The organism is Rhodoligotrophos appendicifer, from assembly GCF_007474605.1.
GTDB lineage: Bacteria > Pseudomonadota > Alphaproteobacteria > Rhizobiales > Im1 > Rhodoligotrophos > Rhodoligotrophos appendicifer.
Genome location: NZ_VHKL01000006.1, coordinates 169,610 through 195,904, shown reverse-complemented (window position 1 = coordinate 195,904; position 26,295 = coordinate 169,610). Strand labels below are relative to the sequence as shown.

Sequence of the window (26,295 nt, the reverse complement as noted above, 5' to 3'; positions counted from 1 at the left end):
TGCGCCGGCACAGATGGGATCAAAGCCCGAAAATGTGAGCAGAACATGATCACTGTCAGCACTCTTCCGGGTCGCCGAGACGTTCGCTGCCAAGAGCATCATTCCGGGAGCCCGGCCAGCCGAAGTCCCTCGGCGAAGATCGCGAGATCCTCAGCCCGGTGGATCGGCAGCCAGTCGCCAAGATTCGAAAGGCGAAGTGCTGGATCAAGCTGGCGCAAACGCCGTATGGCAAGCCGGGCGCGCTCCTGGCGGCCGGACAGAGCGTGGCTCGCCGCGATGATGCCGATCACCATGAGAAAACTCGGCAGGTTCCTGTGTGTCCGCTCCACCCATAACGAAGCCGCATCGAACCGGCCGGCGAAGAGATGAGCCATGGCGATGCCGGCTTCCATTCGATAGAGTTCCGGATCCAGCGGGCTGAGGCGCATGGCCTTTGTGAAGCGCTCGATGGCTCCATCGCTTTCACCCCGCCAAACCCGCAAATAGCCGCCGAGAAACCAGGCAGCAGCCAGATTGGGATTGAGCACGAGCGCCCGGTCGAGGAGGGCTATGCCGCCATCGAGGTCGCCGACCAGATGAGCCAGCGCATGACCCGCCCGCGTGAGCGCCACCGGATCATCCCGGCCCAGCTCGACCGCCCGCCTGGCGAGGCTTGCTCCGGCGGACACCTCCTGCTCAGGATCGGTCATCCAGCCATTGACCTTGCGCCAGAAGTGACACCATGAGGCCATCGCATAAGCGGAGGCAAAATCATGATCGAGCTCGATCGCCTTGTTGAACAAGGGGAGGGCCTCGTCGATGGCCTCCCTGCTGCCCTGATGAAGGTGAGCTATTCCCCTCAAGTAGCAGTCATAGGCGTGCAGGCTCTCAGTCGGCTTGCGCTTGGCCCGTTCCATCTCCGCGCGCTCGAGCTGCGGCGCCATCGCCCCCACGACGCTCGCTGCAATCTGCTGCTGGAGATCGAAGATGTCGTGGAGGGTTCCCTCGAACCGCTCCGCCCAGAGATGCACCCCGGTCGCGACGTCAATCAGCTGGCCGGTGATGCGGACGCGATTGTCCGCTCTGCGCACGCTGCCTTCCAAGACGTAGCCGACGCCGAGTTCACGGCCCACCTGCTTTACGTCGACCGCCTGATCCCGGTAGGTGAAGCTCGAGTTGCGCGCGATGACGAACAGCCACCGGATGCGCGACAATTCGGTGATGATGTCCTCCACGACACCGTCGGCGAAATAATCCTGCTCCCGGTCGCCGCTCAGGTTCTGGAACGGCAACACGGCAATGGACGGTCTGTCGGGCAGGATCAGCGGGGTTGCCGGCGCAGCGATCGTCTCTGCCCCGATGGCCACGCCTTCAGGGGACGGGAGGCGCTCCAGGGCCCGAACTTCGCTGACGTCGGCCACAAACCGAAATCCCTTACGCGCGATCGTCCGGACCAGCCGCTGGTCCTCGCCGCTGTTACCGACAGCGCGACGCACCGCGTTGATATGACTGGTCAGGGTCGATTCCGACACGATGCGCCCACCCCAAACGGACTGGAGCAGATCATCCTTGCTGACGACCCGCTCGCGGTTCTCCACCAGGAAGGTCAGGAGGTCGAAGACCTGGGGGCCGAGGGGTACGACTTCAGTGCCCTGCTTCAGCTCCCTCCGGTCGATATCGAGCGCATAGGGTCCGAACCGGAACTGCACGCCTACTCTCCATCTCTCAAAAACGACCCGACTGGTGCAACATAGCAGTAATCTCCAAAGGATTGACGTCCTGTTGGACAAACAAACAAGACAAATCCAAGCAAGAGACGATGGCTCTACAAGGTCTTCCCGCGCGCTGCAGGCTAGTCTCAGTTCACTCGATCGCGATGACGCGGTCGCTCTCGTGAAGGAGAAGACAATGAAGATCGTGGTGATCGGAGGCAGCGGCCTCATCGGGTCCAAGCTGGCCAGCGCGTTGCGCGAAAGGGGTCATGAAGTCAATGCGGCCTCTCCCGCTTCCGGTGTCAACACCATCACCCGGGAGGGTCTGGCCGAAGCCTTGGTGGATGCGCAAATCGTCGTCGACGTCGCGAATTCCCCCTCGTTCGAGGACCACGCAGTGATGGAGTTCTTTGAGACCTCCGGTCGCAACTTACTCGCCGCCGAGGCGGCCGCGGGCGTCAAACATCACGTCGCCCTGTCCGTCGTCGGTACCCAACGCCTGCCGGAAAGCGGCTATCTGCGGGCGAAGGCTGCCCAGGAGAATCTCATCAAGGGCGCCGGCATTCCCCATACGATCCTCCAATCGACGCAGTTCTTCGAATTCGCCAACAGCATCATCCAAGGCGCCTCCAAAGGAAATGTCATCCATCTCTCGCCGGCGCTGTTTCAGCCCATCGCGTCGAACGATGTCGTCGCCGTGCTGACCGAATTGGTGCTCGGTGCACCGGTGAACGGGACGATCGAGGTCGCTGGGCCCGAACTGATCCCGCTCGATGCTTTTGCACGGCAATATCTTGCGGCCAAGGGCGACACGCGACAAGTGATCGCCGACGTTCACGCGCGCTATTTCGGCACCGAGCTGAATGATCGGTCGCTCACTCCAGGGGCTCATCCGCGCCTGGGACGGACCCGCTTTGGAGAGTGGCTGCAGGACGATGCCATTGCAGCATAAGCCGCTGTCGGCGAGGAGGACGAAATCATGCAGATCTCCCAAGACAGCCGTGCGGTCACCATCATCGTCGGGGGGATGGTCGCGTTCAACGCGCTGTTCCTCTCGCTGAATGGCGTCTTCATGCTGGTCAATCCCGTTGCTTGGTATGAATTGGTTCCAGGGGTGACCGATACCGGCTTCTTCAACCAGCACTTCATCCGCGACATCGGGATCATCCAGCTGTTTCTGGGCCTCGCGTTCGGGATCGGCATGATGCGCCCAGAGCGACGCATCGGGCTCTGGGCCGCATCGACCTTGTGGCTCAGTGCGCATGCTCTCTTCCATTTCTGGGAAGTTGCCGTGGGAATCTGCTCCCCTTCGGCCATTACCCGGGATTTCCCTGCCGTCACCATGCCGGCGCTAATTGGGGTGGCCCTGACCTTGTGGGCGATCCGCCGCTCTCGAGGCGTGATGGCCGCCGCGGCCTGAGGGGCCAGTCGCTCATTGTGAGCCATGGCTGGTCGACGCACTAGTTCATAGCCCGGTCCGGCACCTGCAGACGGGCGATCAGGAGGCTCAGTATGACGAGCGAAACGACGCTGAACGTGCCGTCTTCCACTCCCCTCAATGAGGGGGAGGCTCCGGTGCCCTTGGATTTCAGTCGGAGGGCCATGGCGCGGCTGCTAAACACGCCCGCTTCGATGCTTCGCCACTTGGTCAGCCCGCGCGCGCAGCTCAGCGCTCTCGACCGACGGATCGCCGTTGCATTGGCACAAGAGCGGCAACGCAACGGGCGGCTGGGTACGCATGCGCTCACATTGGCCTTTGCCGCGATCGCGATCTGGTGCGCTCTGGTCCATCCTTGGCCGGGTGCCGTTTACTATTTGGGGATCGTGGCGGCCTTCGTCGGTCTGGCCTGGAGCTGGGGATGGCTGTCGCGGCGGCCGCTGCCGGCCTGGATGGTGCTGTTCCTCGTGCTGGCGAACGCCGGCCTGCTGACGGTGACGCTGCTCGTTCCCAATCCTCTGGACGTCCAGCCATGGCCGGTGCAGATGAAGCTCCGGCCCCCGGCATTCCCCTTCTTCGTGATGATCATGGCCTGGGCCACCTTCACGCTGTCCCCCGGGCTCGTCCTGGCGGCGGCCGCCATCGTCATCGCCACTTGGACAGTGGGCGTCGGGATCATCGCCTTCAGACCCGACAGCCTCCTCGGCTTTGGATTGCCAGGAGCCGGACCCGAAGCATTGGCGCGGTATCTTGATCCGCGTTTCGTCGACACGGCAGCCTGGGCCTCGAACATCTTCGCCGCATGCCTGATCGCCGGCATCCTGGCAGTGGTCGTGGGCTGCATGCGGAGGCTGGTGGACGTCCAAGCACGGATTGCCCGCGCCCGGGACAATCTCGCTCGGCACGTCTCGGCGAACCTGGTCGAAGAGCTGGCGGATAACGATGAGCCCTTCGGTTCGCCCCGAAGCCAAGAAGTCGCTGTGCTGTTCGTCGATGTCGTTGGTTTCACCAGCCTTTGTGAAGGGCTGGACCCGCATTCCGTCGTCATCATGCTGCGCGGCTTCCACGAGCGCATGGCGGACTGCGTCTTCGAGCATGGCGGCACGCTCGACAAATTCGTCGGCGACTGTGTGATGGCGACCTTCGGCACACCCCAGCCCAGCCCTCATGACGCCGCCAATGCCCTGGCTTGTGCCCGCTCGATGCTCGAGCGACTGGAGAGTTGGAACATCCAGCGACGGTCAAACGGCGAGGCCCCGATATGCGCCGGGATTGGAGTGCATTACGGGCCCGTGGTTCTGGGGGATATCGGCAACACGCAACGCCTCGAATTCGCAGTGCTCGGCGACACGGTCAACACGGCCAGCCGGCTCGAAGGGCTGACCCGCACTCTTGGAACTCCGTTGGTGGTCAGCCAGGCCGTTGTCGATCGCGTGGGCGATCTTGCCGCCGATCGAGGCACCGAAGATCTGCGCCGACATGCGGCTGTCACCTTGCGGGGCCGCTCCCAGCCTGTGGAGGTCTGGACCTTGCATCGCGGCGGAATGGCGGTGAGCAACGGCCCCTGAGCGATAGAAAATGTTCAGTCGAGGGTAATTTTGGCGGCGGTCACCACCTGCCGCATCTGGGAGAGTTCGCGCGCGATCTCAGCCTTGAATGCCTCCGGCGAATTGCCATCGACGCGGATCTGCTGGGCGATCAGCTTGGCGCGTATCTCCGGTATTGCCAGGAGCTCGATCAATGCCTCGTTCAACCTGGCGATGAGGGCAGGGGGCGTCCCCGCTGGTGCGATCAGCCCGAAAAAAGCCATCCAGTTCATATCGACGAGACCCAATTCTGCGAAGGTCGGAACGTCGGGCAGAGCGGGATTCCGCTTGTCGCCCGAGATCGCCAGGGGCCGGAGAAACCCCGCTTTCACCAGAGGCAACGAGGTCGGCAGGTTGTCGTAGAGCACGTCGACATGCCCTCCGACGGCGTCATTCAGCGCCGGGCCCACGCCGGCATAGGGGACATGGGTGATCTCCGTCCCCGTGGCGAGGCCGAACTGCTCCCCGAGCAGGTGGCTCACCGAGCCCAGGCCCGCGGATGCATAGGACAGCTTGCCCGGGCGCTGACGGGCCAGGGCGATGAACGCCGCCATATCGATGGCCTGAACCGCCGGGTTGATGGACATGATGTTCGACACTCCGGCAATCTTACCGATGGGCGATAGATCAACCTGCACATCGAAAGGCAGGTTCTTATAGGCCGCGGGATTGATGGCGAGGGTGGAGGTCGTGCCGATCCCAATCGTATAGCCATCGGGCGGGGCCTTGGCTATGGCCGCCGTGCCGATCGACCCCCCCGCGCCGGCGCGGTTCTCGACGACGACGGGCTTCCCCAGCACCCGCTCCAGGCCCTCGGCGATAATGCGGCCAATGGCATCGGTGGATCCGCCAGCCGCGAAGGGGACAATCAGATTGATGGCCTTGGCCGGGTAGGCCTCCTGTGCAGAGGCGGGCGCCAGCAGTGTCAGCAGGATCAGCAAAGCGGCCGTGATTCTCATGGCCTCATGTTAGGCGCGCAGTGCGGCGATGCAATCGCGTTCAGACGAGGCGGGCCCTGTTCCGGCGTGGGCCGCCGCTGTCCCACGTACCGGAGGAGGGCTTCCTAAGGGTGTCGCACCATGATCCGCTTCAAAGTGCAAGAGAACATGGCCAGCGGACGATCGCGGCACTGGACCAGGCCGCGGGCAAAGATGAGGCTCTTGCCAATCTTGATCACTTCCGCATGGGCCTCGACGACATCATCCAAACTCGCGCTGCCGACAAACTCGGTCGTCAGGGAGACGGTTACAGCCTCGCCCCCCTGCGTCGCGCGCCTCGCCAATGTGAACAGGGTGTAGTCAATCAAGGTCAGGATGCAGCCGCCGTGGATAATGTCGATGCCATTCAGATGCGAGCGGTCGGCACGAAAGCCCCCGACTACGCTGCCGTCTTCAAGCTCGCGATGGAAAAAGGGACCGGCTTTGTCCTCGAAGGGTTCGCCTGGACGGGTCTGCCATCCTTCGAAGAGTGCAGCCTCTGATCCTCCGGTCATGGCGTGCCGACCGCCGGGCGGTGCGCAAACTCGCTCAGACGATCGACCATGGCGCTGTCCGGATCTTCAAGGGCTGCAATGATGGTGAAGTGATGGGCGGCGGCGACAGGTACGCAGCGCGCATCGGCGCCCGCCACTCTCCAACGGTCGACAAATTCCTGGCTTTGCCGGTTGAACTCCTCGCTTTCGGCTCCGCCCACCCAGGCATCGATCATTTTCCCACGCGGGGGTTGCCAGTGAATTGGCGATAATGAGCGTGCCGTGGCGGGCGTCAATCGCAGGGCGTCATTCATACTGGTCTCCATCAGGGGCGCCAGGTCGAACACACCCGATATGGCCAGTCCGGCAATGATGGGATCGGGGATGTGGAGACCTTCGGCCCGCCAGTCCGTGGCGAGCATCGCAGCCACCAAGTGACCACCCGCCGAGTGGCCGGACAGGACCAGGCGCCGGTCGTAGCGCTGCACGAGAAATCTCACGGCGTCGCGAATCTCGCGAACAATCTCCTCGAGCGTCACCGTCGGACAGAGGTCGTAGCCGATCAGCGCCATGGGCAGACCTCGCTCGTTGGCGCCGCGGGCGAGATGGGAGAAGAGGGAGGGACCGAAAAGTTGCCAATACCCGCCATGGATAAAGACCGTCAAGGGCTGGCCGGTGTCGTGCTCCGGCCAGAACATATCCACGACCTGTCGCGAGGTCGAGCCATACTTCAGACCGAGCTCGGCCCGGCCGGCCGCTTCCAAGTCTGAGCGGTAGCGCTCTGACTCGCGCGTCCAGCGCTCGATAAACTGGGGCGTGTCGGGATTGCGGAGACGGTTGTTGTATTGGATTTCCAAGGCTCGGTCTCCTTTCACATTCGCCAAGAGCACAGCATAAATTTGTTGTATGTTCAACAAACGTAACTATCATCGGAACGGTGATCGTCAGGCTTGGAGGAACGGCTGGACGGTCGCGGGATAGTGGGGACAGTTTTGGAGGACTATTCATGAATTTCCTGACCCGCACGGTTGCGGCGGTGGCGATGGTGTTCGCCTTCGCCGTCAGCGCGCATGCGCAAGTAAAAATCGGCATCGTGATCAGCATGACCGGGCCGGCGGCTACTCTCGGTCTTCCGCAGAAGAATGCAATCGCGCTGATGCCGAAGACCATCGGCGGCCAGGATGTCGAATATATCACCCTGGATGATGCTTCCGACCCGACGACCGCGCGACGCCTGGTTGAACGCCTGATCACCGAGGACAAGGTCGACCTTTTGATGGGGCCCACGATCTCTCCGTCAGCTCTCGCCGTCGTCGAGGCGGCGGGGCGCGGCAAGACACCGATGATCACCTTCGCCGCGGCACGCTCCATCGTTCAGCCGCTCGATGAGAACCGTCAGTGGGTCTACAAGACCACGATCAACGACGATATCTTCGCCAAGGCGACGGCGACCTACATGGCCGCCCATGACCAGAAGAAAGTAGCGGTGATCGGGTTCAACGACGCCTATGGGGAGAGTTGGGCCAGCGCGTTCGACCAGGCGGCCAAGAATGCCGGCCTCGAGATCGTCGCTTCCGAGAAATTCAACAAGAACGATACGTCGGTGACGGCACAGGTGCTGAAGGTCATGGCCGCCAAACCCGACGCCGTGCTCGTGATCGCTGCCGGCACGCCGGGCGTGCTTCCGCAATCGACCCTGGTGGAGCGCGGTTTCAAGGGTGCGATCTACCAGACCACGGGCGTGACGACCAACGACTTCCTGCGTGTCGGCGGTAAGGCCGTGGAAGGCGCCATCATTGCCACCGGACCGCTGATCGTCGCCGACCAGCTGCCGGAGTCAAACATTGCAAAGGCTGCGGCGACCGAATTCGCAAAAGCCTATAACGACGCCAATGGCGCCAACAGCATCTCGGCCTTTCCGGGTTTCGCCTGGGACGGTTTCCTCCTCGCTCAGGCGGCCATACCCGTCGCCCTGGAGAAGGCGAAGCCGGGGACGCCGGAGTTCCGTGCCGCCCTCAACGATGCCCTGCAGAACAGCAAGGCGGTCGTCACGACTTCCGGACCGGTGACTTTGACACCGAAGGACCATACGGGCTTCACTCCGGAGTCGTTGGTCCTGATCCAGGTCAAAGACGGGAAGTGGACCTATCTTCCCAACTGAGTCGAGACCTGGCGATCATGCAGCCCAAGGCTGAAACGGGGACAGTCGTGCCTTGACTACGGAAATCGCCTTGCTCCTCGCGCAGGATGGCCTCGTCAACGGGGCCATCTATGCGCTGCTCGCCCTTGCCCTGATCCTGGTTTTCACCGTCACCCGGGTCGTGTTCGTGCCGCAGGGAGAGTTCGTGACCTATGGCGCACTCACCATGGCCGCCCTCCAGCAGGGGGCTGTGCCGGGGGTGGTCACCTTCCTGGTGATCACGGGATGGATGGCCGCGGCCATCGAGCTCTGGACCGGGATCCGGACACCGCACCGCCGCCGCGCGATGACGACCGCCGCCCTGTTCGCTCTCTATCCGAGTTGCCTCGCCGCCATCCTGTTCTGGGTGACGGGCGCACCAGACGCCGTGTGGATGCAGGTCGTGGTCACGCTTGCAATCGTCGTGCCCTTCGGCGCCATCCTCTATCGCATCGTGTTCCAGCCCATGGCCAATGCCAGCGTGCTGGTGCTGATGATTGCCGCAGTCGCGCTGCACCTGCTGCTCATGGGCGTCGGGCTGCTCGCCTTCGGACCGGAGGGTGCCCGCACGCAGCCGCTGATCGATGCGACCTTCACCTTCGGCACGATGATGATCACAGGACAGAGCCTGACCGCCATAGCGGCCAGCATCGTGCTCATCGCCGTTCTTTTCTGGGGATTTACCTTCACGCTCCGCGGCAAGGCCCTGCGCGCCACCGCCGTCAACAGCGTCGGTGCACGTCTGGTGGGCATCAGGCCAGAGGTTGCCGGTACCCTCTGCTTCACTCTCGCCGCACTGGTGGGCGCGATCTCGGGCATCCTGATCTCGTCCATCACCACCATCTATTACGATACCGGCCTGCTCATCGCCCTCAAAGGCTTCATCGGCGCGATCATCGGTGCGCTTGTGAGCTATCCGGTCGGTGCTCTCGGTGCGATCCTGGTCGGCCTGATCGAGGCCTTCTCCTCCTTCTGGGCGAGCGCGTTCAAGGAAGCGCTGCTGTTCGGCCTGATCCTGCCGATCCTGCTGGTCCTGTCGGTGACGCATCCGTCCAGGGGTGAAGCCGAATGAGTGGGCGTTCGGGCCGTATCCTGCTGTGGGCCGCCATTTTGCTTGCCTGCCTTCTGGGCGGGCAAGTCTTCTCGGAATTTTACATCACCCTGCTGAACTATATCGGTCTCTATGCCCTGGTGGCCCTGGGGCTAGTGCTGCTCACCGGCGTGTCAGGCATTACCTCCTTCGGGCAAGCCGCCTTCGTGGGCATCGGGGCCTATACGACCGCCGTCCTCACGGTGAATTTCGGGCTCTCGCCCTGGGTTGGCCTCGGGGCCGGCCTCGTGGTCAATCTGCTCGCCGCCCTGGTGCTCGGCGGCATCACGCTCAGGCTCTCCGGCCATTATCTGCCTTTGGGCACGATCTGCTGGAGCATGAGCCTCTATTACGTGTTCGGGAACATGGCCGAACTCGGTGGTCAGACCGGCATGACCGGCATTCCGGCAATCTCCGTGTTCGGGACCGTTCTCGATTCCGGCCGCAGCATGTTCTACCTGATCTGGTTCGTCGTGCTCGTCGCCCTGCTATTGACCCAAAACCTCCTGGATTCACGGCCGGGGCGGGCGATGCGGGCGCTCAAAAAAGATGCCGAGATGGCCGAGAATTTCGGCGTCAACGGCAGCCGGGTCAAGTTGGCCGTGTTCGTCTATGCAGCGCTTCTGGCATCGATCTCCGGTTGGCTCTATGCCCATCTGCTGCGCTTCGTCAATCCAGCGCCTTTCGGTATCACCATGAGCATCGAATACCTGTTCATGGCCGTCGTCGGCGGCGCGGGTTATGTGTGGGGAGCGGTTCTCGGCAGCGCCGTGATCGTGATCCTGCGCGAAAGCCTGCAGGACGTCCTGCCGGCGATCCTCGGGCGCAGCGGCAATTTCGAGATCATCGCCTTCGGAGCGCTCATCATCCTTCTGCTCCAGCTCAACAGAGACAAGGGATTCGGGGTCCTGCTGGAACGCCTGCCTCGGTTTCGCAAGCCCGCCGCTGCCGAGGACGCATCGCTGGAGCCCATCGTGCGCCCCGCCATGACCAGCGGAACGTTGCTGGCGGTGAAGGGGGTGGGCAAGCGGTTCGGCGGTCTCGTGGCCGTCAATGATGTGTCCTTCGAGGTCGGTCCAGGCCAGATCGTCGCCGTGATTGGGCCCAATGGTGCGGGGAAGAGCACATTGTTCAACGTGCTCACCCGGTGCCTGGCTACAGATGGCGGCGAAGTCTGGCTGCGGGGCGAACGGGTCGACCAATTGCCGGCACATGAACTCGTCCATCGGGGGCTCTCCAGGAGCTACCAGCATGTGCGGCTGGTGCCGGACCGCTCGGTGCTCGAGAATGTGATGTTCGGTGCGCATGGGCGGAGCCGCAGGGGGCCGCTCGCCGCGGCCTTCGGGATCAGGCAAGCGGTGGAGGATGCGCTGCGCAAGGAGGCCGAACGGCAGATCGGCCGTGTGGGCCTTGCGGCGATGATCGATGAGCCGGCCGGCAATCTCGCCCTTGGTCAGCAGCGGCTCGTCGAGATCGCACGGGCCCTGTGCGCCGCCCCGGACCTGCTGCTGCTGGACGAGCCGGCCGCCGGGCTCAGGCATAATGAGAAGAACGATCTGGCCAGTTTGCTCAAGCAGCTCCGCGCGGGAGGCATGAGCATCCTGCTGGTCGAACACGACATGCGCTTCGTCATGGAAATCGCCGACGATGTCGTCGTCCTCAACTTCGGAAACAAGCTGGCACAGGGCGCACCGCAGCAGATCCGGCGCGACCCGAAAGTGCTCGAAGCCTATCTGGGGGTGAGCGCCCCATGAGTGAGTTGTTCACCGTCGCCGGGCTGACGGGCAGCTATGGAAAGATTTCCGCCGTCCGGGATATCGACCTGACCATCGCAGAGGGTGGGGTCGTGACCGTGATCGGGCCGAACGGCGCCGGCAAAAGCACATTGCTCAACAGTCTGATGGGCCTGCATCCCAGCCGAGGAGCAATCACCTTCGAAGGCAGGAGGGTGGACCAGCTATCGGTCGAGGAACGCCTCGAGCGTGGCATGTGCCTCGTGGCCGAGGGCCGCGAGCTGTTCGGTACGATGTCGGTCGAAGACAACCTCCTCCTCGGCGCCTATGTGCAGCGCCGGCACGGCCGCTCACAGGCGCGGGAGGACATCGAGAAGGTCTATGCACAGTTTCCAAGATTGAAGGAGCGTCGCAGTCAGGAGGCGGGAACGCTTTCGGGAGGCGAACGGCAGATGCTGGCGATCGGCCGGGCGCTGATGTCGCGGCCGCGGCTGCTGATGCTGGACGAGCCGAGCCTCGGGCTCGCCCCTCTCATCGTGGCGGAAGTGTTCCGCATCATTGCGACTCTGCGCCAATCCGGCGTATCGATTCTGCTCGTGGAGCAGAATGCGCGCGCCGCATTGCATGCGTCGGATTTCGGATATGTGCTTGAAACCGGGGATATCGTCCTCTCGGGGCCGAGCCGCGATCTGCTGTGCAACCCTCTTGTGGAAGAAGCCTATCTCGGCGCATCGATTGAGGGCGGCGAGGCAAACGATGCCGAGGCGGTCGCAGCGCGGTCCCCGCGCTAGGTGCCAGGGATGCGAAATGAAGGGTAGTAAAACATGCGCCTGCTGAACGATGCGACGTCGCCCTTTGGGCGCAAGGTGATGATGGCGGCCATCGAGCGGTCGATTCCTCTGAGCGAGGAGTTCGTCGTCCTGGCGAGTTCGGAGGCTTTGGCGAAGGCCAATCCGCTGCGGCAAATCCCCGTCCTGGTCCTGGACGACGGGTCCGCGCTGTTCGACAGCATGACAATCATGACCTATCTCGACACCCAACATCAGGGGGCCGCGCTTTTCCCGGATGATCGCAAATGGTCAGTCATGACGCGGGTCTCGCTCTGTGACGGATTGATGGAATCGGTGCTGCTGCGGGTGATGGAGGTGCGGCGGCCACAGAACGAGCAGAGCCCGGCTTTTATCGCCAAGCTCGAAAGCCGCATCGATCATGCGCTGGCAGCGCTCGACCATCTGCTTGCCGAGAGGGATCCGCAGGACTCCACACTCTTGGCCGATGATATCGCAGCCATCTGTGCGATGGGCTATGTCGACTTTCGGTATGGGACGGAGTGGCGGGAGCAGTATCCCAAGGCGGCGGCCTGGTCGGCCGCGTATGCCGAGAGGCCAAGCGTCGTTGCCACGGCACCGACCCGGACTGCTCCGGCGACGAGTGGCTAGGAAATGCAAGCTGTACACGCCATGGGCATTGCCGCGCTCGGCCGCGCCTATGCCAGCGGAGCGCTGTCGCCCGTCGAGGTGATCGGCGCCATGCTTCAGCGGATCGAGGCGCTCAATCCCGCTCTCAACGCGTTTTATCTGGTCGATCACGAAGGGGCATTACGTCAGGCGCGGCTGTCGGAGCAGCGCTGGCGGGAAGGGCAGCCGCTCAGTCCCCTGGATGGTGTTGCAACTTCGGTCAAGGATGCACTCCCCGCGATCGGGTGGCCCGCCTATCGAGGTTCCCTGGCGCATTCGGCCGAAACGGGACGATGGGACAGCGATGCCCCTGCCATCGCGCATCTGCGGGAGGCGGGGGTTGTCCTGCTGGGAAAGACGACCATGCCGGACTTCGGAATTCTCGCCTCCGGTTACAGCTCGAAGCATGGCATCACCCGCAATCCCTGGAGACTGAGCCTCAATCCCGGAGGATCGAGTTCAGGAGCCGCGGTGGCGGTTGCGGCGGGCCTGAACACCGTGGCCATCGGTACGGACATCGTCGGCTCCATCCGCCTGCCAGCGTCGTTTTGCGGGCTGTTCGGGCTGAAGCCCAGCCAGGGTCGGGTGCCCTATTATCCGCCCAATGATCCCGCTTTGGCGGCTGGCCCGCTGACACGAAGCGTCGAGGATGCCGCGCTTCTCATGAATGTCGTGACGCGGCCGGATCCGCGCGACTTCACCGCCCTCGCGTTCAGCCCCATCGATTACTGCGCAGAGCTCGATGCGCCGGTCGGAGCCAAACGGATCGGGGTGTTGACGGGATTTGATTTCGGATTGAAGCCGGATGCAGACGTCGTCGCCCTCACGCTGGCGGCGGCGGAGCGTTTCACGGCGCTCGGCTGCGATCTGGTTCCCGTGGAGCTCGCATTCACCGCCGATGATCTTGCTCAGGCCGAGCTCTATTACAAGACACGATGCTATAGCGAGTTTTCGACGTTTCCCGATGATCGACGCAAGGCGGCGAGCGTCATCGACCAGTGGACGGCCACCATTTCCGGCGAAAGTGCCGCCGCGCTGTTCACCGCCATGGTTGCTATGCGGAGAATGCGTGAACTGACGATGCGGCTGTTCGACGATATCGATTTCCTCGTCCTGCCCACCGTGCACCGCCCGTCCTATTCAGCCGACAGTCCCGCGCCTGATCCACAGGCGCTGTTCGAGCCATGGGCGAATTGTTTTCTGTTCAATCTGACGGAACAGCCGGCGAGTTCGGTCCCGTGCGGATTCACGCCTGGCGGCTCTCCCGTCGGAATGCAGATCGTCGGGCGCCGTTTTGATGATGTGGGTGTGCTGCAGCTGTCGAGGGCCTATGAGAGGCTCACGGGAGCGTTTGCGAGTCCACCGGACATTCCTGCCGGACAGATCTGACAAGGTGCCAAAGGGGAGACAGCGGATGACATCCGTTCCGAGCGAAACGCGCAGGCGGCCCAGGCAGCGGGAGAAGCCTTCAGCCATCGCCATCGAACGGCGCCGCGAGTTGCAGGAGGCCGCGATCCGATCGATCGCGGAGAAGGGATACGCCGCCGTGACCGTCGCAATGATCTGCGATGAGGCGGGATTTTCACGAGGCCTGATCGGTCACTACTTCAAAGGAAAGGACGATCTGGTCCTGGAGGCCATCTCCGTCTTCACATCCGAGCTCGCGGAGGCAACGCGACAAGCCGTGCGAGCAGCAGGTCGGGATCCCTATGATCGGCTCCACGCCGTCGTCAGATCCAGTTTCTCGCCGCCCGGTTTCACGCCCGACAAGGCCGCCGTCTGGACCGCGCTTGCCGGAAGCGCCAAATGGTCGCCGCCTCTCGCCGCCCTCTATCGTGAATTGTGGCGAAGCTACCGGTCCGGCATCGCCGGGTTGATGACGCGGGCAGCTGCCGACAGAAACCTGGAGATCGATGCGGATCTGGCTGCGATGCTGTTCTCGCAAATGATCGAAGGGTTCTGGATCGGGTGGGTGGCCGACCCGGTCGCCGTCAGCAAGGAAAACGCCGAGAAGGCCTGCCATGGCATGCTCGACCTCCTTCTCGGATCTCCCTCATCCCTGTCAAAGCCCAAAGGCTGAGCTGGCCCATCGAAGGAAAGGGACGATTGCATTCCGCGCCATGCCGTGTAAATTGCTGAACGTCCAACAAATAATTGGTGAGCCTCGGAAGTGGCGCCAGGGAGGGCCGCAATGTCGCATCTTCGCGTGATTCAGCCGGAAGGCTGGAAGCGCCCCCCTGGATTCTCTTGGGGCATGTCAGCATCACAGGGCAGGCTCGTCACCGTGGCGGGCCAGCTTGCGACGGTGGGCGGCAGCATCGAGGTGGAGCCCGGCCTGTCCTTCACCGAGCAGTTTGAACTCTGTCTCAAGAACGTCGCCACGGTCGTTGCAGCAGCCGGGGGACAGCCGGAAGATATCGCCATGATGCGTGCCTATGTCCGCGACATGCAGGCCTTCAAAGAGGGCGGGCCTGCCATTCGCGAGGCGTGGCTCAAGATTTTGGGAAAGCACTATCCCCCCATGACGATGCTGCAGGTGCAAATGCTGTTTGATCCCAATGCCCTCGTCGAAATCGATGCTTTCGCAGTGGTTCAGTAGCTGAGGTTTTTCCCATGCGCTTCGTTATTCTCGTCATTCCCTACCTCATCGGCCGCGGCGAGCGGGTGCAACTGGCCGGCTCGGACAAGGGGCGGTTTCGCATTTTCATGAACCAGCTTCGCGAGCAGATGCAGTACGCGGAGTCGCTCGGCTATGATGGGTTCTGCATGACCGAGCAGCACATGCAGGTCGAAGGCATCGAGCCCACGACGAACCCTTTGTTCTGGGATTATTTCGTTGCCCAGCACACCAAGAAGATGCGCGTCGGCCAACTCGGAATGAACCTGACGGTGGTCAATCCGATCCAGCTCGCCGAAGACATCGCCTTGCTCGACCACTTCACCGACGGCCGCGTCTTTGCAGGGTTTTCGCGCGGCAACACGCCCCGATGGACCGCGACGTTCGGCCAGCACATCAACGTGACATCGACCCATTCCGATCGGTCCGCTGCGGACGCCCGCAATCGCGCGGTGTTCTATGAAAACTGGAAGATCGTGAAGCAGCTTTGGACGCAGCCGACGACCCGCATCGACGGCGAGTTCTGGAAGGTGCCATACCCCACCGAGTGGCGCTTCGCGCCGACGGAAGATTTCGGCGCGCATGCGATCGCCGAAGACAAAACGTTGATGGAGGTCGGCATCGTGCCACGGCCATTCCAGGATCCGCATCCGCCGGTCTATGCACCCTTCAGCAACAGCATGGAGACGGTACGGTTCTGGGCGCGGGAAGGCGGCAAGATGGTGTCCTTCGTCTCGAACGAGAACGAGCGCTTCATGCCCATCGTGCTGGAGGAATACGCCAAAGAGGCGGGGCGCGTCGGGCGTCAGTCAACAAATAATGACGCGCTGGCGATCGGCGGCCATCTCACCCTCGGACGCAACCCTGCCGAGACCAAGGACATCGAGCAGGGCTTCATGGAGCTGTTCAACTACGCCTATAATGCACCGCCTTACAATGTTCCGGTGGGGCGCCTTTGGGGGGGCAGCAAGCAGGCGGTGCAGGACGATATCGGGCGGATGAAAGAGCTCTACAATGTGGATGAATTCTTCCTCTGGCACCATGTCGGCTATTTCCCCCAGGAGGTCGAGATGGCAATGCTACGGGAATTCGCAGATGCGGCGATGAAGCTTTAGAGCGCTTGAGTCCGAGGGGCAGCCGGGATGATGACGTTTGGGGATTTGGTGCGCCGCAATGGGGCGCACTGGCCGAACAAGGATGCGTTCGTCGAACTGGATCGGCGGGTGACTTGGGGAGAGGTCGACCGGCGCACTGATGCCATCGGCCATGGTCTCCGTGCGCTCGGAGTCCAGAGCGGCGACCGCGTCGCCGTCCTGTCGAATGACTGCATCGAGGTTGCCGAGACGTTCCTGGCTTGCGCCAAGATCGGCGCGATCCGGGTGGGCGTCAATGCCAGGCTGGCGGCTGCGGAAATCGCCTCGATCATCAAGGATTGCCAGCCCCGCATTCTGATCTATGCAGGCGAGCACCAGAGGGTCGTCAGCCTGATCCAACCCGATCTAGACAGGCTGCCGCTCTCGCCCACGCTGATCGGCTTTGCAGCCAATCATTCTGCCTCGCATGATTACGACGATCTGATCGCGCGCTTCCCCAAGACGGGGAGGCTGGAGCAGAGCCCCGCCGCTACCGTCATGATCGCCTATACCTCGGGATCGACGGGCCTGCCGAAAGGCGCGATCTATCCCCATGACAAGTTCCTGCGCACCATTCTCTATACCGCGATGAATGAGGGGCTGGTGCACGACACCGTCTGGCTGCAGGCCATGCCGGCTGCCGGCGTGCCGATGATGCACATGCTGCGCAACATCTTCCTGGCCGCCACATGCGTCATCGTCGGCCCATGGAACGCCGAGCGGGCGCTCACGCTGATCACTCGCGAGCGGGCGACGAATTGCGTGCTGGTGCCGACGATGCTCGCGGCCCTGCTCACCGTCGACAATATCGGCAAGGCGGATGTCTCGTCGATGAAGCTGCTCGGCTACGGCGCCTCACCCCTGCCACCGGCCACCATCAGGGAGGCCATGCGCACCTTCGGCTGCCCGTTCCTACAGATGTATGGAACGACAGAGCTGCTGGGCATGACGAATATGTTGTTTCCCTCGGACCATCAGCGGGGCCTGACGAGCCGTCCAGAGCTGCTGGCATCGATCGGGCGGCCGCTCTCCTATGTCGATACGCGCATCGTGGACGAGGATGATCAGGATGTCGCGCCGGGCGAGATCGGCGAATTGATCGTTCGCAGCGACGTGGCGTTTCCGGGTTATTGGAACGCGCCGGAGAAGACTGCCGAAATGTTCCTCGGAGACTGGATGCGGACCGGCGATCTGGCCCGTGCCGATGAGGAGGGGTATGTCTACCTTTCCGATCGCGCCAAGTTCAGGATGAAGTCGGGCGGATATAACGTGTTCCCAACCGAGATCGAGAACGTGCTGGCGGAGCATGCGGCCGTGCACGAAGTGTCGGTGTTCGGCGTGCCCGACCCGGTCTGGGGCGATCGCATCGAGGCCGTCGTCTCGCTCAAGCCTCAGCAGTCGGTGGATCCCGAGGACCTCAAAGCCTTCTGCAAGGACAAGATCGCCAACTTCAAGATCCCGAAGAACATCGAGATCTGGGCGGACCTTCCGAAAGGTGCCACAGGCAAGATCCTGAAGCGCGCCATCATCGAGACGATGACCGCTCGGACCGAGGCCGCCGGTGCCGAGGAGGAGCCGGGATAATGCTCCAAAAAACTGCAGTGAGGGCCCTTCGATGAACCACCCCTTCGATCAACCGGGGCCGGTCGATCACTATCTCAAACATCTTGCGAATGGCCAGTTCAAGCTGCAGCGGTCGAAGCGCTCGGGTGAATATCTCTATTACCCGCGCGCCTTTACTGAAGGGATTGCCAGCGATGACCTGGAATGGAGCGAGGTCACCGGCCGTGGCACGGTCTATGCGACGACCACCGTCCGCAGGCCTGCGAAACATGGCGGGGACTTCAACACCGCCATCGTAGAGCTGGAGGAGGGCCCGAGACTGCTGACGCGGGTGCTGGGGATCGCGCCAGAGGCGGTCACGATCGGCATGGCGGTGGTTGCCCGGATCGAGACGCCATCATGGGCACCCGAGACAAACCAACCCCTCGTCGTCTTCTATCCCGAACCGACATGAGAATGTGCTGATGACATCGTTGCGTGGCAAGACAGCCATCGTCGGCCTGGGCTATGCCGGGCTTGGCTCCTCTCCCGGCTGGTCGCCGATCGAACTTGCGGCCATGGCAGCCGAGCGCGCCTTGGCCGATGCAGGCCTTGCGCTGAAGGATGTGGACGGGCTGTGCGCCAGCACCTTCTATCACTTCTTTCCCACCCTCTCCATGGCCGAGCAGTTGCGGATCAGCCCCAAATGGTCGAATGCCGACATGGTGGGAGGATCGACATTCTTGTCGCATGTGCTGCAGTCGGCCTTGGCGATCGATGCCGGGCTGTGCGAGACGGTTCTCATCCTCTATGGCAGCAATGCCCGCAGCTCACGGGACATCTACGGATTGATCGACCTGCATCCGCTGCAGGCTCTCTATGCGCCGTCGATGCCGGTGAGCGCCTATGCGATGGCGGCTGCGCGCCATATGCATCTCTATGGCACGACACGATCCCAGATGGCGGAGGTGGCGGTCGCCGCGCGCCGGTGGGCTCAGGGGAACCCGGATGCCGCCCTACGCGATCCCCTCACCATTGCCGATGTGCTCGCTTCGCCGATGGTCAGCGATCCCCTGTCGCGGCTCGATTGCTGTCTCGTCTCCGATGGGGGCGGCGCGCTGGTGATGACCTCGGCAGCCCGTGCCCGCGACCTGAAGCAGCCACCCGTCTATCTGCTCGGTGCAGGAATGGCCCACAGCCACCGGGACATCTCGCAGATGGCGGAATTGACGCGGACGGGAGCTGTGGAAAGCGGTGCTCGTGCCTTCGAGATGGCCGGCCTTTCGCCTTCGGATGTCGATGTTGCCGAGCTCTATGACGCCTTCACCATCTTGCCGATCCTCTTCCTGGAGGATCTCGGCTTCTGCGAGAAGGGCGAGGGCGGGCCTTTCGTCGCCGATGGCGCAATCGGCCCCGGGGGCCGGCTGCCCGTCAACACCGGTGGCGGCGGCCTCTCCTTCGTGCATCCGGGGATGTTCGGCCTCTTTGCCATATTGGAAGCCTGCGTTCAGCTCAGAGGACAAGGCGGTGCGCGCCAAGTGCCGGGGACACCGGAAATTGCCCTGGCGCACGGGAATGGCGGATATTTCTCCCATCAAGCAACCACGATCTTCGGAACCGCGGCCACGGTCTCCTGACAGTCCCCCCGATAAAACGCCGGATAATTCCTTGCCTTAGAGCCATTCGGCAGCGGCAGAGAAGTCCGGTCGCGGAGAGCGCGTCACGCCTCGTAGCGGAACATCCGGTAGAGATCGGTTGGATCGGTAAACAGTTCGGACGCGTTCGAGAACCCCGCCTCTCGACCCAGGCGAAGCCAAGATTCGGGTGATTCCGGCAGGTCGTTCGATTGAATATGCTGCCAGATCTGCTGGAGTTCAGAGGACGACAATCCATCCCATCTGCGATTGATGATCTGATACGTCCGGGCCAGATAGTCCTCGCGCGTCTCGCCCGAGGCGAGAGTGGGTTCATAGATCATGAACAGACCTCCGTCGCCGATCGCAGTGCGGATCTCGCGCAGGAGGTCGAGCTTTTGCTCGGTCACCAAGTGATGAAGTGAAAGACCGCACCACGCAGCATCGGCATGGGCGGGGCGATCGGCCATGGCTTCGACGAAGTCCCGATGGTCGAGATCGACCTCATAGGGCTCGTTTGCAAGATTGGCCGCTGCAAGATCGATCGCCGGTGCCGCGAGGTCGATGCCGTGATAGTGGCTGACCCGGGTGCCGGACAGCGCCGCCTTCGTGAGGCTCGCGTCGCCACAGGCGATATCGAGAAAGGAGAAGGGCGCCGAAAATCGCTCGACCAAATGATCGTGCAAAATGCGGCCGACAGCGCGGTGACTGAGGACGTCGCTATCGACAAGCTTCTGATAGATCGTCCATTGCGCCTGAAACACTTCCATCGCTTCGGCATCGACGACTGCACCGCTGGCGGTAAAATGATGAATGTGGATATTGACCATGTCGTTGCTTGCCCCCTGCCAGCCCTTGATCCGACGCTGCCAAAGCAGCGCCGGCATGCCGATATCACAACAGTCGATTGTACAAAGGGGTGTTTCGACCTGAGCTTAATTTTGGCTTATGCGCCCGTCAGCTCCAGGCGGCGAACGATTGGGTCAGGGATCACCTTTGCCAGTCCGCACGATCATGGCTGGGACGGGGATGCCCGCAGGATGGCTTCCACATCGGTGAGCCAAACCAGATCCTCCTTCTGGAAGGCCTGCAGGACACGGCGCAGGGCCGCTGCACCTGCCGGGGTGCCCACCACGAAAGGATGGATGCCGATCGCTACGACGGTCGCCTCGCGGGTGGGATCGGCCTTGGCCTCGCGGACCAATTCGCCGACATAATCGATCCACAAGCGCTCCAGATCGGCGGCCTCCTTAAAACGGGAGAGATACTGGCCCATATCCACCACGGTGGGCGGGTAGGGGATCAGCAAGAGAGACGTGGGCTTCGTTTCCAGCGTCGAGAGAATATCGGAGTCCATTCCATCGAGCGAATAGCGGATCCCTTCGGCTGCGGTTGCGGCGAAAGTCTCCGCATTGGGATAGACGCTCGGACTGGACCAGCCGATGCTGCGGATGCCTGTCTCCATCTCGATGAGGTCGAGGGTCTGTCTGATATAGGCGCGCTGGGCCTCCGGACCCTGTGACAAAGGGAGCAAGTCGGTCGAGTTGTTCATGCCGTGGGCGACGATCGGCGCGTGGGGCACGGCGGAGCGCAGTTTCTTCCAAACGCCCGGCTGTTGCAGGGGAAACTGGGCGTTGAGCGCCAGGCTCAGAGGAACGCCCATGTCCTGGAACAGTCGAGCCGTCCGAGGCAAACCCCAATTGATGGCGTATTGGCGGAAGGCCTCATCTACAATGTCGGGTTTGCGGCCCCCCATATCCGAGCGGAAGTTCGGCCCTTGATCATGGCCCCAGACTTCCACATAGAGCACGAAGCTGACAGCAACCTTCTTCTGCTCCGGCCATGATTGAACATGGAGGTCGCGGCGAGGGAGGCCGGTGATCCAGTCTTCATAGTTCTCGCTGCGAGCCGGTGCCGAGAGGACCAAGCAGGCGGCACAGAGTGCCAGCAAGGCGAACAGACGCATGACTCGGCTCCTTCGGGCAATTTCTTAAGGAATATTCGAAACCGTCTGAACAACTAGCATGGGTTGCAGTATAGCTGCCGCAGGGAGAATATTTTCATGGTTTACAACCGCCGCCTTCATGCAGCCCTCGGGATTGGTATGTGGTGCCTTGCAACGGGGTGCCTTGTCACGATGTCCGCACCGGCAGGCGCGCAGCTGATCACCCATCGGGATCTGTCGCTGTCGGCAGCGCTGGCCATCGCGACCGCTGCGAGCGAACACTGCAAATCACAAGGCTACAAGGTGTCGGTGGCGGTCGTCGGGCGAGAGGCTCAGCTTCTCGTGCATCTGCGTGGGGACGGCTCGCCGCCGCATTCCATGGAAAACAGCTACCGTCGAGCCTTTACCTCGGTCACCTACCGGCAAGCCTCCGGCAGCGTGGAGAAGCGGGTGCGGGCAGATCCCGGCGACAAGCTGGTGTTGCTCGAGCACATCATGCCGGCACAAGGCGGGCTGCCCATCCTCGTCGATGGCGATACGATCGGCGGCGTTGCCGTCTCCGGCTCGCCGGGCGGGGAGAAGGATGAAGCCTGCGCGCAGGCTGGCCTCGACAAAGCCGCGGAGCTGTTGAAATGACGGTGGTGATGCATCGCCGGCAATTTCTCTCCGGCGTTGCCGCGTTGAGTGGAGCGGTAAGCTTCGGCGGGGCTCCGTCGGCATTCGCTCAGCGGTCCACCGTCTTCCTGGATTACGACCAGACACAGCTGGATGAGGCCTATGACCAGTCTTATTGGGCGCCGACGCTCAACGAGCTGCAGCTTGACGACCGACGGGTCAGTGCGGAGGTGCGCTCGCGGATGCCGCCGCGCACCGAGCATTATGGTCCCGCCGAGATCGAGTTGATCGACATCTTCACACCCGCCACCGCGAAGGGCGCGCCGATACTCGTCTATTTCCACGGGGGCGCGTGGCTGTTCAACTCGCGGCTCGATGCGTCCTTTCCCGCCCCCACCGTGGTCGGACGCGGGGCGGCCTTTTTGGCGCCGGACTTCAACACGGTGAAAGACGTCCGGTTGCCGGTAATGATCGAACAGTGCCGGGAAGCGGTCGCCTGGACCGCTCGCAATGCCGGGAGCTTCGGCGGCGACCCTGATCGTATCTATATTGCGGGCCACTCATCGGGTGCGCATCTCACCAGCTGCGTGCTGATCACTGACTGGGAAAAGCGCGGGCTGCCTGCGGATACGGTCAAAGGCGCTCTGGTGATGAGCGGGATGTATGATCTCTATCCCGCTATGCTGTCGTCGCGCGGCCGATATGTCAACATCACCCCGGCCGAGCAGGCGGCCGCAAGTGCCATGCGTCATCTCGATCGAATCGCCTGTCCCGTTGCGGTGACATGGGCCGTCTCGGAGAGCCCCGAATTTCGCCGGCAATCGATGACGTTTGCGAGTGCGCTTGAGGGCATGGGGCGGCTGGAGAGCCGAACGGAAGTCTTTACCGCCAACCACTTCACCGAACCCAGGCAGCTCGACAGACCCGACACCCAGGTCAGCCGCGCCTTGTTCAACCTCATGAAGATCTAGGATTGACTCAGCGAGAGCGGCCGAACATTGTCGCCTGTGACGGTGCCTCTTTGAGGCTCAATAGGGAACACGGTGCGGGGCTTGCCCCAACGCCGGGACTGCCCCCGCAACTGTAAGCGGCGAGTTGTCCGTCATAGGCCACTGGAGCCAAAAGCTCTGGGAAGGCGACGGAACGACAACGACCCGCAAGTCAGGAGACCTGCCGTCAACCGTGGTCACACGCGATCACATCGGGCGGGGTGTCTCGGTGGGTAGGTCTGCCGTTCTCCATCCGGAAGCGGCGATATCTCGATCGCGGTGACGTGCCACAAGGCCGCGTGCCGCTCGAGGTTTCATGTTCCTGCTCATCGTCCGCAAGGACTCCGCACCGGAGTGCCTTTCAACTCCTTCCTGCCCCATACCCAACACTGTCGTCCCCATCCGGACCTCCGTGTGCGTGGTGCTCACCGCGTTGCTCGCCGGGATCGCCAGCGCCAAGGCGCAGGATGCCGATCTCACCTCTGGAGGCAATGTCGACCTGCCCGAGATCTCGGTGACAGCCAATCTCGTGGAGACGCCCCTTTCACAGGTCGGGAGCGCCGTCACCATCATCACCGGTGAGGAGATTCGCGAGCAGCAGATCAAATTCGTGTCCGAAGCATTGCGGCAAGTCCCAGGGGTCGCCGTCAATCGGACCGGGCCGGTGGGGCAGTTCACCCAGGTGCGGATCAGAGGCTCGGAGGGCAACCAGACCAAGGTCTTCATCGACGGTGTCGAGGTGAACGACCCCGCAGCCGGATCCGAATTCGACTTCGCGCAGCTGCTCGCCGACGACATCGAGCGCATCGAAGTGCTGCGCGGGCCGCAAAGTGCGCTTTATGGCTCGGACGCCGTGGGCGGCGTCATCAACATCATCATCCGGCGTGGCGAGGGTCAGGTGCGGACAGCGGCGCGGGTCGAAGGCGGCGCGTTCGGCACCATCGACGGCAACGCCTCGGTGAGCGGCGGCACCGACCGATACAGGTTCATCGCCAGTGCATCAGGATTTCAGACCGAGGGCATTTCCGCGGCGAGCACTCGGCTCGGCAACACGGAGAAGGACAGCTACAGCAACGCTACTGTCTTCGCCAAGGGCGGCTACAGTTTAACCGACACTTTGGATCTCTCCGCCGTGGTCCGCTATACGGCCAACAGGACCGATCTCGATTCGGAGATGTTCTATCCAAAATACGGCCATACGGGACCGGTCGATTCGCTCCAGGACGTGAAGGGCGAGCAATTCTTCACGCGCGCCCAGGCGCGACTTGTACTCCTCGACGGTCATTGGGAACAGATCGCCGGGTTCGCCTATACGGATCAGAACCGGGCCTATCGCGATCTTGATCCGCGGATGGTGACCAGCAGCTATGACGGCGAGCGCAGCCGGCTCGATTACCAGTCCAACCTCTTCTTCACCACGCCTTCACTCCTGGATGCGAGCCATACGCTGACGTTTGCCGTCGAGCGTGACGAGGACAGAGCGATCTCCAAAAGCATCTGGTCGAGTTTCGACGAGACGATCGGTACAACCGGCTTCGTGGGACAGTATCAAGCGCGTTTCTTCAAGGATCTGTCGATTACCGGCAGTGTCCGGCATGACGACAATGACGTCTTCAAGGATGCGACGACGTATCGAGCGACGGCAGCCTATGTCATCGCACCATCAGGCACGAAGCTCCGAGGCTCGTATGGAACGGGCGTCAAGAATCCGACCCTGTTCGAACTCTACGGGTTCACCAACAATTACCGCGGTAATCCGGACCTGAAGCCGGAGGCCGCCGAGGGATGGGATGCCGGCTTCGATCAGCCTCTGTTCGGCTGGGGGACACTCGACTTCACCTATTTCAACCAGCGGATCACTGACCTGATTACGGGATCCGGCCAGACCTCCATCAATCTGCCGGGCACGTCGAAGATTGATGGCGTCGAGCTCGGAGTCAGTGTCACGCCGATGGCAAACCTCACGGTGCGGGCGTCTTACACCTATACGGATGGTGAGGATGCCAATGGCGACACATTGGTGCGGCGGCCAAAAAACATCGCCAGTCTCGACGTCAATTATGTGTTCCTGGACAACAAGGCGCAGCTTAATATTGGCGTTGACTACAATGGTGAACAGAAGGATTGGGTCTATAACGCTGACTACAGCGAGCGTTACACCATAAATCTCAAGGATTATACATTAGTAAATATCGCGGGTTCCTACAAAATCAACGACAATCTGCAGTTCTATGGCCGTCTCGAGAATATTCTCGACCAGAAATACTATGAGGTTTGGGGTTACGGCACGTTGGGTTTTGGCGGATATGCCGGCGTCAGGCTTACCTTCTGATGGGAACATCAATTCAAAAGCTGTTGGCGGGGCTTGCTCTTATCTGCCTTGCATCGAGCGCCGCTGCGGCTCCGCAACGGGTCGTCTCAATGAACATGTGTGCTGACGAACTGGTGCTGCGGATCGCGGACCCCCGGCAGATCGTCTCCGTGACCAGCCTGGCTCAGGATCCGGCCAGTGCCAATCTGGCGGCGCCGGCGGCGCTCTTTCCTGCCAATCGGGGGCTGGCAGAAGAGGTCATCGCCCTCAGGCCCGATCTCGTGGTCGCGGGGAGATATACGACCCGCACGACTGTTGCCCAGCTTCACCGGAGCGGTATCGCTGTGATGGAGCTCGACGTACCAAGCAGTTTTGCCGAAACGGAAGCTCAGATCCGAAGGCTTGGTCATGTTTTGGGGCAGGGCGCGCGAGCGGAGCAGGTGATCGCCCAAATGACTGATCGCCTCAATGCCCTCAAACCCCCCGCGGAGAGCGGGCCTACCGCCATCGTCTATCAGCCCAATGGATTTGCAGCCGGCAAGGGCTCGCTCATCGATGCGCTGCTGGCGAGGGCCGGGCTACGAAATCTGGCCGCCGAACACAATCTCGAGCAGTACGGCGCCGTGCCGCTCGAAAAAATCGTTTCCATGCAACCGGATATTTTGATCATGAATGCAGAGGCTCACGACCCGGCCCTTGCATTGGAGATCCTGCGTCATCCGGTTCTGAAGGCTGCACCCACGTTGCGGGTCGTGAACATACCCACAAGGCTGTGGACTTGCGCAGGACCGGAAATGGTAGAGGCGGTGACCCTGCTGGCCACTGCCGCCCGGCAGGTTCAGTCAGACCGCCGGCGATGATGGC

At 62.3% G+C, this 26,295-nt stretch carries 25 protein-coding genes and 1 riboswitch; of the genes, 19 read left to right on the top strand and 6 right to left on the bottom strand.

Annotated features, from left to right (window positions below; translation table 11 throughout):
* Positions 1-98 precede the first annotated feature (98 nt).
* A complete protein-coding gene (locus FKM97_RS14980; RefSeq protein ID WP_144293234.1) occupies positions 99-1,688 on the bottom strand; it encodes a winged helix-turn-helix domain-containing protein in 1,590 nt (529 codons plus the stop codon).
* A 199-nt stretch (positions 1,689-1,887) separates the two neighbouring features.
* On the opposite strand from FKM97_RS14980, the gene FKM97_RS14975 reads away from it, so the two are divergent.
* The 3 genes from FKM97_RS14975 to FKM97_RS14965 all read left to right on the top strand — a co-directional run bounded on the left by FKM97_RS14975 (position 1,888) and on the right by FKM97_RS14965 (position 4,697).
* Positions 1,888-2,643 (top strand): SDR family oxidoreductase, encoded by a 756-nt coding sequence (locus FKM97_RS14975; RefSeq protein ID WP_144293233.1) that lies wholly within the window; start codon positions 1,888-1,890, stop codon positions 2,641-2,643.
* A 27-nt stretch (positions 2,644-2,670) separates the two neighbouring features.
* Positions 2,671-3,111 (top strand): hypothetical protein, encoded by a 441-nt coding sequence (locus FKM97_RS14970; RefSeq protein ID WP_144293232.1) that lies wholly within the window; start codon positions 2,671-2,673, stop codon positions 3,109-3,111.
* A gap of 92 nt (positions 3,112-3,203) precedes the next feature.
* Positions 3,204-4,697: an adenylate/guanylate cyclase domain-containing protein gene (locus FKM97_RS14965; RefSeq protein WP_144293231.1), complete on the top strand. Its 1,494-nt coding sequence runs from the start codon at positions 3,204-3,206 to the stop codon at positions 4,695-4,697.
* Between the two features lie 14 nt (positions 4,698-4,711).
* On the opposite strand, the gene FKM97_RS14960 is transcribed toward FKM97_RS14965, so the two are convergent.
* The 3 genes from FKM97_RS14960 to FKM97_RS14950 form a co-directional block, all read right to left on the bottom strand.
* Positions 4,712-5,674, bottom strand: a complete 963-nt coding sequence (locus FKM97_RS14960) for a Bug family tripartite tricarboxylate transporter substrate binding protein (protein WP_144293230.1) — start codon at positions 5,672-5,674, stop codon at positions 4,712-4,714.
* Between the two features lie 104 nt (positions 5,675-5,778).
* On the bottom strand, positions 5,779-6,207 hold the full coding sequence (locus tag FKM97_RS14955; protein WP_144293229.1) for a PaaI family thioesterase: 429 nt from the start codon (positions 6,205-6,207) through the stop codon (positions 5,779-5,781).
* On the bottom strand, positions 6,204-7,043 hold the full coding sequence (locus FKM97_RS14950; protein WP_246105100.1) for an alpha/beta hydrolase: 840 nt from the start codon (positions 7,041-7,043) through the stop codon (positions 6,204-6,206). The genes FKM97_RS14955 and FKM97_RS14950 overlap by 4 nt, the downstream gene beginning before the upstream one ends.
* Positions 7,044-7,192: 149 nt before the next feature.
* Here FKM97_RS14950 and FKM97_RS14945 point away from each other — a divergent pair, with 149 nt between their 5' ends.
* From FKM97_RS14945 to FKM97_RS14890, 12 genes are all read left to right on the top strand, one after another.
* Positions 7,193-8,347 carry an ABC transporter substrate-binding protein gene (locus tag FKM97_RS14945; RefSeq protein ID WP_144293228.1) on the top strand — a complete coding sequence of 385 codons (1,155 nt, stop codon included), beginning with the start codon at positions 7,193-7,195 and terminating at the stop codon, positions 8,345-8,347.
* Between the two features lie 52 nt (positions 8,348-8,399).
* A complete protein-coding gene (locus tag FKM97_RS14940) occupies positions 8,400-9,437 on the top strand; it encodes a branched-chain amino acid ABC transporter permease (protein ID WP_144293227.1) in 1,038 nt (345 codons plus the stop codon).
* The gene (locus FKM97_RS14935; RefSeq protein WP_144293226.1) at positions 9,434-11,209 is read left to right on the top strand and encodes a branched-chain amino acid ABC transporter ATP-binding protein/permease; all 1,776 of its coding nucleotides are present in this window, start codon (positions 9,434-9,436) and stop codon (positions 11,207-11,209) included. The genes FKM97_RS14940 and FKM97_RS14935 overlap by 4 nt, the downstream gene beginning before the upstream one ends.
* Entirely contained in the window at positions 11,206-11,979 is a 774-nt protein-coding gene (locus FKM97_RS14930) for an ABC transporter ATP-binding protein (protein ID WP_144293225.1), read from the top strand. Before FKM97_RS14935 ends, FKM97_RS14930 begins: the two co-directional genes overlap by 4 nt.
* 33 nt (positions 11,980-12,012) lie before the next feature.
* Entirely contained in the window at positions 12,013-12,627 is a 615-nt protein-coding gene (locus tag FKM97_RS14925; RefSeq protein WP_144293224.1) for a glutathione S-transferase N-terminal domain-containing protein, read from the top strand.
* A 3-nt stretch (positions 12,628-12,630) separates the two neighbouring features.
* Positions 12,631-14,034, top strand: a complete 1,404-nt coding sequence (locus FKM97_RS14920; RefSeq protein ID WP_144293223.1) for an amidase — start codon at positions 12,631-12,633, stop codon at positions 14,032-14,034.
* A gap of 25 nt (positions 14,035-14,059) precedes the next feature.
* Positions 14,060-14,725: a TetR family transcriptional regulator C-terminal domain-containing protein gene (locus FKM97_RS14915; protein WP_170240927.1), complete on the top strand. Its 666-nt coding sequence runs from the start codon at positions 14,060-14,062 to the stop codon at positions 14,723-14,725.
* A gap of 174 nt (positions 14,726-14,899) precedes the next feature.
* Positions 14,900-15,244, top strand: a complete 345-nt coding sequence (locus FKM97_RS14910) for a RidA family protein (protein ID WP_170240926.1) — start codon at positions 14,900-14,902, stop codon at positions 15,242-15,244.
* Between the two features lie 14 nt (positions 15,245-15,258).
* Positions 15,259-16,377, top strand: coding sequence for an LLM class flavin-dependent oxidoreductase (locus tag FKM97_RS14905; RefSeq protein WP_144293220.1), 1,119 nt, complete (start codon positions 15,259-15,261; stop codon positions 16,375-16,377).
* A 27-nt stretch (positions 16,378-16,404) separates the two neighbouring features.
* A complete protein-coding gene (locus tag FKM97_RS14900) occupies positions 16,405-17,979 on the top strand; it encodes a class I adenylate-forming enzyme family protein (RefSeq protein WP_144293219.1) in 1,575 nt (524 codons plus the stop codon).
* Positions 17,980-18,010: 31 nt separating this feature from the next.
* Complete coding sequence (locus FKM97_RS14895; RefSeq protein ID WP_144293218.1) at positions 18,011-18,412, top strand: Zn-ribbon domain-containing OB-fold protein; 402 nt, start codon at positions 18,011-18,013, stop codon at positions 18,410-18,412.
* 10 nt (positions 18,413-18,422) lie between these two features.
* Positions 18,423-19,574 (top strand): acetyl-CoA acetyltransferase, encoded by a 1,152-nt coding sequence (locus tag FKM97_RS14890; RefSeq protein ID WP_144293217.1) that lies wholly within the window; start codon positions 18,423-18,425, stop codon positions 19,572-19,574.
* Positions 19,575-19,657: 83 nt separating this feature from the next.
* Here FKM97_RS14890 and FKM97_RS14885 read toward each other — a convergent pair whose 3' ends face one another.
* Together FKM97_RS14885 and FKM97_RS14880 are read right to left on the bottom strand one after the other, a co-directional pair.
* Entirely contained in the window at positions 19,658-20,458 is an 801-nt protein-coding gene (locus FKM97_RS14885) for a class I SAM-dependent methyltransferase (protein WP_144293216.1), read from the bottom strand.
* Positions 20,459-20,583: 125 nt separating this feature from the next.
* Positions 20,584-21,537, bottom strand: coding sequence for a polysaccharide deacetylase family protein (locus FKM97_RS14880; protein ID WP_205015043.1), 954 nt, complete (start codon positions 21,535-21,537; stop codon positions 20,584-20,586).
* 96 nt (positions 21,538-21,633) lie between these two features.
* Here FKM97_RS14880 and FKM97_RS14875 point away from each other — a divergent pair, with 96 nt between their 5' ends.
* The 4 genes from FKM97_RS14875 (at position 21,634) to FKM97_RS14860 (ending at position 26,291) form a co-directional block, all read left to right on the top strand.
* Complete coding sequence (locus tag FKM97_RS14875; RefSeq protein ID WP_246105099.1) at positions 21,634-22,152, top strand: GlcG/HbpS family heme-binding protein; 519 nt, start codon at positions 21,634-21,636, stop codon at positions 22,150-22,152.
* Positions 22,149-23,102 (top strand): alpha/beta hydrolase, encoded by a 954-nt coding sequence (locus FKM97_RS14870; protein ID WP_144293215.1) that lies wholly within the window; start codon positions 22,149-22,151, stop codon positions 23,100-23,102. Before FKM97_RS14875 ends, FKM97_RS14870 begins: the two co-directional genes overlap by 4 nt.
* Positions 23,103-23,125: 23 nt before the next feature.
* A riboswitch (cobalamin riboswitch) is annotated at positions 23,126-23,323 on the top strand.
* Positions 23,324-23,436: 113 nt separating this feature from the next.
* Entirely contained in the window at positions 23,437-25,452 is a 2,016-nt protein-coding gene (locus FKM97_RS14865) for a TonB-dependent receptor plug domain-containing protein (protein ID WP_144293214.1), read from the top strand.
* A gap of 89 nt (positions 25,453-25,541) precedes the next feature.
* Positions 25,542-26,291: an ABC transporter substrate-binding protein gene (locus FKM97_RS14860; protein ID WP_205015041.1), complete on the top strand. Its 750-nt coding sequence runs from the start codon at positions 25,542-25,544 to the stop codon at positions 26,289-26,291.
* Positions 26,292-26,295: the final 4 nt, after the last annotated feature.